At 35.1% G+C, this 325-nt stretch carries 1 protein-coding gene; it reads right to left on the bottom strand.

Annotation, left to right across the window (positions count from 1 at the left end; genetic code table 11):
* On the bottom strand, positions 1-325 hold a 325-nt coding region (locus A3761_RS26725; protein WP_197472763.1), incomplete at both ends, for a hypothetical protein.

The raw sequence follows: 325 nt of genomic DNA, 5'->3' as shown, positions 1-325 counted from the left end.
CGACTATTTTTGGAATTACCTTGTGTACAAAAATAATCAAAAGGGAAAGTCGTAAGCTCTTCCGTTTTTTCTTTTAAATATTTTCTCGCCAAATTCTTTTGAAAGGTTTCGAATCCTGTTGTTTTCTTCTCATAACAATCTTTAGTGATACATCGACCAATTGATATTAACTTTGCACCTACTTTCGAAGGCATAACGTTTCTAAAAAAGTTTTCACCTTTTTGGATTTTTTCTAACAACCCCGCGTATTGACTGTAAAAAGCCTGTCGGGCCGATTCACTGGTATACCGTTCATAATAACCATCTGCTTGCTTGTCAATAAGCT

The sequence above is a fragment of the Oleiphilus sp. HI0123 genome, assembly GCF_001635315.1.
This window is presented reverse-complemented; position numbering and strand designations above follow the sequence as displayed.